The organism is Saccharothrix hoggarensis (genome assembly GCF_042678885.1).
Taxonomy (GTDB): Bacteria; Actinomycetota; Actinomycetes; order Mycobacteriales; family Pseudonocardiaceae; genus Actinosynnema; species Actinosynnema hoggarensis.
Genome location: NZ_JBHTLK010000293.1, coordinates 1 through 7,344 on the forward strand (window position 1 = coordinate 1; position 7,344 = coordinate 7,344).

General features: G+C 71.2%; 7 protein-coding genes. 6 read left to right on the forward strand and 1 reads right to left on the reverse strand.

The features are described from left to right. From ACFQ3T_RS32565 to ACFQ3T_RS32585, 5 genes are all read left to right on the forward strand, one after another. Nucleotides 1-1,573, forward strand: a 1,573-nt coding sequence (locus tag ACFQ3T_RS32565; RefSeq protein WP_380729302.1) for an LCP family protein, incomplete at its 5' end; no start/stop codon positions are given. A 42-nt stretch (nucleotides 1,574-1,615) separates the two neighbouring features. Further along, nucleotides 1,616-2,299 carry a SanA/YdcF family protein gene (locus ACFQ3T_RS32570; protein ID WP_380729304.1) on the forward strand — a complete coding sequence of 228 codons (684 nt, stop codon included), beginning with the start codon at nucleotides 1,616-1,618 and terminating at the stop codon, nucleotides 2,297-2,299. A 132-nt stretch (nucleotides 2,300-2,431) separates the two neighbouring features. Continuing rightward, nucleotides 2,432-2,914 carry a helix-turn-helix domain-containing protein gene (locus ACFQ3T_RS32575; protein ID WP_380729306.1) on the forward strand — a complete coding sequence of 161 codons (483 nt, stop codon included), beginning with the start codon at nucleotides 2,432-2,434 and terminating at the stop codon, nucleotides 2,912-2,914. A 113-nt stretch (nucleotides 2,915-3,027) separates the two neighbouring features. Beyond that, a complete protein-coding gene (locus ACFQ3T_RS32580; protein WP_380729308.1) occupies nucleotides 3,028-4,206 on the forward strand; it encodes a Mur ligase family protein in 1,179 nt (392 codons plus the stop codon). Further along, nucleotides 4,203-4,919, forward strand: coding sequence for a type 1 glutamine amidotransferase (locus ACFQ3T_RS32585; protein WP_380729310.1), 717 nt, complete (start codon nucleotides 4,203-4,205; stop codon nucleotides 4,917-4,919). Before ACFQ3T_RS32580 ends, ACFQ3T_RS32585 begins: the two co-directional genes overlap by 4 nt. A gap of 135 nt (nucleotides 4,920-5,054) precedes the next feature. Here ACFQ3T_RS32585 and ACFQ3T_RS32590 read toward each other — a convergent pair whose 3' ends face one another. Further along, nucleotides 5,055-6,542, reverse strand: coding sequence for a flavin-containing monooxygenase (locus ACFQ3T_RS32590; RefSeq protein ID WP_380729312.1), 1,488 nt, complete (start codon nucleotides 6,540-6,542; stop codon nucleotides 5,055-5,057). A gap of 73 nt (nucleotides 6,543-6,615) precedes the next feature. On the opposite strand from ACFQ3T_RS32590, the gene ACFQ3T_RS32595 reads away from it, so the two are divergent. After that, complete coding sequence (locus ACFQ3T_RS32595) at nucleotides 6,616-7,224, forward strand: TetR/AcrR family transcriptional regulator (RefSeq protein WP_380729314.1); 609 nt, start codon at nucleotides 6,616-6,618, stop codon at nucleotides 7,222-7,224. The last annotated feature ends 120 nt before the right edge of the window (nucleotides 7,225-7,344 follow it).

Genomic DNA, 7,344 nt, shown 5'->3' on the forward strand with positions numbered 1-7,344 from the left:
CCGTCGCCCCGCGACCGGCGACCAACCGTCCTCCGGCCAGCGGCCGCGTCCGCCCGTCCGCACGGGTCCGCCGCGCCGTCCCCCGGCGAGCCGCACGAGCGGCGGCTCGGTGGCCGGCCGTTCGGTCCTCGCGCTGTTCTCCGCGATCGTGCTCCTCGGCACGGGCTACGCGTGGGCGAACTTCCAGTCGTTGACCAGCGGCCTCACCACGACGGACGTGATCGGCGACCAGGGCGGCGGCGAGAAGCCCGCCGACGGCTCGGTCGACATCCTCATGGTCGGCATGGACAGCCGCACCGACGCCAAGGGCAACCCGCTGCCCGAGGAGATCCTGCGGGAGCTCCAGGCGGGCGACGAGTCGGCGGGCGGCCTGAACACCGACACGCTGATCCTGATGCACGTGCCGAACGACGGCGGCAAGGCCGTCGCGGTGTCGTTCCCGCGCGACGCGTACGTGACGATCGCCGGCGGCTACGGCCGGCACAAGATCAACTCCGCGTACGGGTACGGCAAGAACGACGCGATCGCCGAGCTGGAGCGCAAGGGCGTCACCAACCCGCAGGAGATCGAGGCGCAGTCCCGGCAGCGCGGCGCGCGGAACCTCATCGAGACCGTCGAGGGCCTGACCGGCGTCACCGTCGACCACTACGCCGAGATCAACCTGGTCGGGTTCTACGAGATCACCAAGGCCGTCGGCGGCGTGGACGTGTGCCTCAACCAGGCCACCCGGGACGAGTTCTCCGGCGCCGACTTCGCCGCGGGTCAGCAGAAGATCCAGGGCCGCGACGCGCTGGCGTTCGTCCGGCAGCGGCACGGGCTGCTGCGCGGCGACCTCGACCGGATCGTGCGCCAGCAGGTGTTCATGGCGGGCCTGGCCAAGCAGATCCTCTCCGCCGGCACCCTGTCCGACCCGGGCAAGCTCAGCTCCCTGATCGACGCGCTGACCAAGTCCATCGTGCTGGACCAGGGCTGGGACGTGCTGCGGTTCGCCAGCCAGATGAAGGACCTGACCGGCGGCAACCTCAAGTTCGAGACCATCCCGACCGGAAACCCCGAGCTGAACACGCCCGAGGACGGCATGGCGGTCGAGGTGAACGAGCGCGAGGTGCGCAAGTTCTTCAAGAACCTCAGCGCCGACCCGAACGCGCCGACCACCGCGGCCCCCGCGATCGACAACTCCACCGTCACCGTCGAGGTGCGCAACGCCTCCGGCGTGCCGGGGCTGGCCGGCCGGGTGCTGCAAGCGCTGGTGACCAAGGGGTTCGTCGACGGCGGCACCGCCAACTCCACGCCCCTCGCCACGTCCGTCGTCCGGTACGGCGTGGACGGCGAGGCGGGCGCGGAGGCCGTGTCGGAGGCCCTCGGCGGGCTGGAGATCGAGCAGGACGACAACGTCCCGGCCGGTCACGCCCGCGTGTTCGTGGGCGGCGACTACTCCGGTCCGGGCACGCAGAACCTCGCGGGCGAGCCGCTGGTCGGCCTGGACGGCGCGCGGCGGCAGCCGCAGCAGCCGGACCCGACGACCACCACCGGCCCTCCCATCACGGCGGACGGGGTCCGCTGCGTCAACTGACCGTCACCGCAGAGCCGCTGTCGTCGAACGTGGGGGTAGGTCGTGGGGGACTTCGCCAGGCGGTTGGGCTGGAAACGGGTGGGCTGGAAGCGGGTGCTGGTCGCGCTCGGCCTGCTCGCCGTGCTCGCGGCCACGCCGTGGGTCTGGGTGCAGGCGAGCAGCGCCGGCTACCGGCACACGGCGGCGGACGTGCCGGACGCGCCGGTGGCGCTGGTGCTCGGCGCGGGCCTGACGCGGGCGGGCACGCCGACGGCGTTCCTGGCGGGCCGGCTGGACGTGGCCGCCGACCTGTACCGGCGGGGCAAGGTCGAGGTGCTGCTGGTCAGCGGTGACAACAGCACCACCGACTACGACGAGCCGAGCGCCATGCGCGCCTACCTGATCGACCAAGGCGTGCCCGAGGACGACGTCGTGGCCGACTACGCGGGGCTGGACACGTGGGACTCGTGCACCCGCGCCAAGCGGATCTTCGGCGTGGAGCGGGCGACCGTGGTGACGCAGGAGTTCCACCTGCCCTGCGCGGTGGCCCTGTGCCGGTCGGCGGGCATCGAGGCGTTCGGCGTCGGGCACGACACGTCGTCGCGGTGGCGGGCGACGACCGCCTACGGGCACTTCCGGGAGGCGGTCGCGTCGGGCAAGGCGATGTGGGACGGGCTCGTGGCGAAGCCCGACCCGCGCTTCCTCGGCCCCCGCGAGACCGGCGTGACCAGCGCCTTGGAGCGCTGAAACTCTACTTTCGGTACTACTCGATTAGCCTAATCGGGCGATAAAACCGGGAAGTCGCGTAAGCGATGGTCGAGTCGCGCTTTCCATCTGCGTGGGGTCTGTCGGGGCCCCGGCGGACTGGAGGACTTGACGGTGCAGATCGACACAGCGACGTACCAACGCGTGCTCGGTGATGAGCTCCGCAGCCTTCGCAAGCAGCGCGGATGGACCCGCAAGGAGCTCAACCGCCGGCTGCAGAGCGAAATCTCGCTGCAAACGCTGGCCACGTACGAACTGGGCACCCGCCAGTGCTCGGTGGTCCGGTTGGTGGAGATCTGCGTCGCGCTGGGCGTGCCCGCGCACCAGGTCCTGGCGCGCGTGCACGAACGCGTGTTCGGTGACGCGCCGACCGGGCACCTGTCGGTCGACCTCGCCGCGGTCGTCGCCGACGGGCGGCCCCAGCTCCAACCGCTGCGCCGCTGGGCGCAGGGCCGGCTCGCCCACCTCGTGCCGGGTCAGGCGGCCGAGGTGCACCTCGACCTGCCCGCGCTGGAGTACATGGCCCAGTTGTGCCAGCTCAGCACGGTGGACTTGATCCGGACCCTGCGGGAGTTGGACGCCCAGCGGCCCCGGTAGCATCGGGGGACCCCCTCCCCTCAGCGATGCAGGAAGTCCGCTTGCCGAACACTCCAGGTGCAGACCCAGCCCGCCTGCCGCTGCGCACCGCGGCCGCCGTGCGACTGGGCAACATGAGTTCCAAGCTGTCGCAGAAGATGGGTCTCGGCGCCGGCGGCATGATCGGCGGCCGGGTCGCGCTGCGGCTCGACCCCCAGGCGTTGGCCCACTTGACGTCCGGCCGTTCGGTCGCGCTCGTGACCGGGACCAACGGCAAGACCACGAGCACCATGATGCTCAGCCGCGCCGTGTCGTTCCTGGGCGAGGTCGCCACCAACCACGGCGGCGCCAACATGCCCGACGGCCACGTGACCGCGCTGTCCAAGCAGCCCGACGCGCCGTACGCGGTGCTGGAGGTCGACGAGGGGTACTTCCCCGAGGTCGTGCGGGCCGCGTCGCCGGCCGTGGCGGTGCTGCTGAACCTCAGCCGCGACCAGCTCGACCGGGTCGGCGAGGTGCGCACCATCGAGAAGTCGCTGCGCACGGCGCTGTCGTCGGTGACCGGTGTCGTGGTGGCCAACTGCGACGACATCATGGTCACGTCGGCCGCCCGCGACTCGGCGAACGTCGTGTGGGTGTCGACCGGCACGGGCTGGCACAACGACGCGGCCTCGTGCCCGCGCTGCGGCGACCCGATCCGGTGGCAGGGCGAGCACTGGCAGTGCACCGGCTGCGACCTGGCCCGCCCGCGCCCGCAGTGGGTCACCGGCGACGGCTACCTGGTCACGCCCGAGGGCGCGAAGGTCGAGCTGTCGCTGCGCCTGCCCGGCAAGTTCAACCTCGCCAACGCGGTGATGGCCGCGGCCGCCGCGGCCGCGCTCGGCGTGCCGGTCGAGGAGGCCGTGCAACGCCTGCGGGGCGTGTCGAACGTGGCCGGCCGCTACCGGACGATCCAGCGGTCCGGGCACCGCGCGCGCCTGCTGCTGTCGAAGAACCCGGCGGGCTGGAGCGAGACGCTGACCGTGGTGCGGGAGGCCGACCACCCGGCGGTGCTCGTGATCAACGCGCACGAGGCCGACGGGCGCGACCTGTCGTGGCTGTGGGACGTGCCGTTCGAGCGGCTGCGCGGCCGGCAGGTGATCGCCTCCGGCGAGCGCGCGACGGACCTGGCGGTCCGGCTGACCTACGCCGAGGTCGAGCACACGATCGTGCCCGACCCGTTGCAGGCCATCGACGCCATGCCGCCCGGCGCGGTCGAGGTGATCGCGAACTACACCGCATTCCGCGACCTGAACGCGAGGGCCGCCCAGTGACCACCAGCAAGGTCCAGATCGCGCTCGTGCTGCCCGACCTGCTCGGCACGTACGGCGACTTCGGCAACGCGGTCGTGCTGGAGAAGCGGATGACGTGGCGGGGCATCCCCGCCGAGATCGTCAGCGTGAACTTCGGCGAGCCGGTGCCCGACTCGTGCGACATCTACGTCGTCGGAGGCGGCGAGGACACCGCGCAGACGTTGGCCGTGCGGCACCTGCGGGAGCACCCCGGCATGCAGCGCGCGGCGACCCGCGGCGCGGTGATCCTCGGCGTGTGCGCGGGAATCCAGATCTTCGGCGAGTCGTTCACCCGGGCCGACCAGGTGACCCACCCCGGTCTCGGGCTGATCGACTCGACGTCCCACGCGGGCGGCAGCCGGGCCATCGGCGAGGTCATCGCGACCCCGGCCGACGGGCTGTTCGAGGGCCTGCTGACCGGCTTCGAGAACCACCAGGGCCGCACCGTCCTCGGCCCGTCCGCCCGGCCGCTGGCCCACGTCAAGGTGGGCACGGGCAACGACGGCTCGGTGGAGGGCGCGGTGCAGGGGCGCATCCTGTGCACGTACCTGCACGGTCCCGTGCTGCCGCGCAACCCGCAGATCGCCGACCTGCTGATCGAGTGGGCGACCGGCGCGAAGCTCGCGCCGCTCGACTTGGCCGACGTGACGCGCCTGCGCGCCGAGCGGGCCAAGGCGGCCGGCGTCTCACTCTGACGCCCCTCGCCCCACCGCGGCACACCACGGCTCGGAACACGGCTCAGTACACGGCGAACCCGCCGGCCCGCACCACTCGGGGCCGGCGGGTTCGCCGTCGTCAGGCCGGTTCGCGGCCAGGCGGCTTCTTCGTCGTCAGGCGGGGACGCGGGTCCGGCGGGCGCGCGTCAGCGTGTAGTCCTCGGCGCGCACGGTCTTGGTGCGCATCCAGTACCGCCACGTGAAGCCCGGCCAGACGGTCCGGTTGATGCCCTGGGCGTCGAGGTACCAGCTCTTGCAGCCGCCCTCCGTCCACACGCCCTTGGACAGCTTGCGGTGCAGCTGCCGGTTGAACCGCGCCTGCACCTCCGGCCGCACGTCCAGCTCGTCGGCGTGGTGGCGGTCCAGCAGTTCGAGGCACTGGCGGACGTACCGGATCTGCGACTCGATCATGAACACGACGGAGTTGTGGCCGAGGCCGGTGTTCGGGCCGAGCAGGAAGAACAGGTTGGGGAAGCCGGACACCGTGATGCCGTAGTAGGTCTCGATGCCCTTCTCGCGCCACATCTTGGCCAGGTCGACGCCGCCCTTGCCGGTGATGTCGAGGTAGTCGAACGAGTCGACGACGTGGAAGCCGGTGCCGTAGATGATCACGTCGACCTCGTGCTCGACGCCCACCCGGTCCACGATGCTGTTCTCGCGCACCTCGGCGATGCCGTCGGTCACCACGTCCACGTGCGGCTCGTTCAGCGTCGGGTAGTAGTCGTTGCTGATCAGCACGCGCTTGCAGCCCATCGTGTAGTCGGGCGTCAGCTTGGCCCGCAACGCCTCGTCGCGCACCTGGTTGCGCAGGTGCCGCTTGGCGATGTTCTGCGCGAACTCCATGATCTTCGGGTTGACGGCGAAGCCGAGCGCGCTCGACTCGCGGGTCCAGTACACGAAGTTCCGGTACAGGCGTTGGGTGATCGGCACGGCCCGGAAGAGCTTCTGCTCCCAGGTGTTGATGGCCCGGTCGATCTTGGGCATGATCCACGGCGGCGTGCGCTGGAACAGTGTCAGGGCGCCGACCTCGTCGGCGATCCGCGGCACGAACTGGATGGCGCTCGCGCCGGTGCCGACCACGGCGACCTTCTTGCCCCTGAGGTCGTAGTCGTGGTCCCACTCGGCCGAGTGGAAGGTTTTGCCGCGGAACCGGTCGATGCCCGCCAGGTCCGGGATGTTCGGGATGTGCAGCGCGCCGACGCCCGCCACCACGGACTTCGCCGCGTACGTGTCGCCGTTGCCGGTGGTGACGTGCCAGACCTTGTCGTCCTCGTCCCAGCGGGCGCTCTCGACCTTGGTGTTGAACCGGATGTGCTCGCGCAGCCGGTACTTGTCGGCCACCCGCTTCAGGTAGTCCCAGATCTCCGGCTGGCGGGCGAACATGCGCGACCAGCGGGGGTTCAGCTCGAACGAGAAGGAGTACATGTGCGACGGGACGTCGCAGGCGCAGCCGGGGTACGAGTTGTCCCGCCAGGTGCCGCCGAGGTCGGCCGCCTTCTCCAGCACCACGAAGTCGTGCTGCCCGGTGCGCTTCAGCTCGATCGCCATGCCCAGGCCGGAGAAGCCCGTGCCGACGACCAGGACTTTGACCTCTCGGTGCATGCCCGTCCTCCCACTCCGCTACGTACTCCCCAGTAGGTTACTCGAAGTAAGTTACCTCCGGTAGTCTCGACTTGTGACCACGACCGAGCCACGCCGCCGGCGCATGCCGAAGGCCCAGCGCAAGGCGCAGATGCTCGACATCGCCGAGGGCGTGTTCGCCGAGCGCGGGTACCTGGCGGCGTCGATGGACGAGATCGCCGAACGCGTCGGCGTCTCCAAGCCCATGCTCTACGAGTACTTCGGCTCCAAGGAGGGCCTGCTCATCGGGTGCATCCACCGGGCGCGCACGGAGCTGCTCGACCGCACGCAGCAGGCGATCACCGGCGCGGACGGGCCGGAGGACGTGCTGCGGCGCGGCCTGATGGCGTTCTTCGAGTTCATCGCCGAGCACAAGCAGTCGTGGTCGCTGCTGCGGCAGGAGGCGGCGATCACCGTGCCGTCGGCCGTCGAGGAGGTCGAGGGCATCCGGCGGCAGCAGACCGACCTGATCGCGGCCGTCATCGGGAGCTTCGACTCCGACGTGTCGCCGGTCGAGGCCGAGGCGTTCGCGGAGATCGTGGTCGGCTCGACCGAGCGGTTGGCGCTGTGGTGCGAGCGCAGGCCCGACGTGGGGCCCGCGCCCGCGACCCGGTACGTGATGGACGTGGTGTGGCGCGGCGTGGCGAGCCGGCTCACGACCTGAGGTCCACCGAGGACTGGCGTGCCGGTGTCAGGCGTGCCGGTGTCAGGCGTGCCGGTGTCAGGCGCGCCGGTGTCAGGCGCGCCGGTGTCAGGCGCGCCGGTGTCAGGCGCGCCGGTGTCA

Bases quoted from the DNA above. Each gene is read 5' to 3' on its own strand.
- ACFQ3T_RS32580 (WP_380729308.1), top strand. From the start codon at position 3,028: ATGAGTTCCAAGCTGTCGCAGAAGATGGGTCTCGGCGCCGGCGGCATG.
- ACFQ3T_RS32590 (WP_380729312.1), bottom strand. From the start codon at position 6,542: ATGCACCGAGAGGTCAAAGTCCTGGTCGTCGGCACGGGCTTCTCCGGC.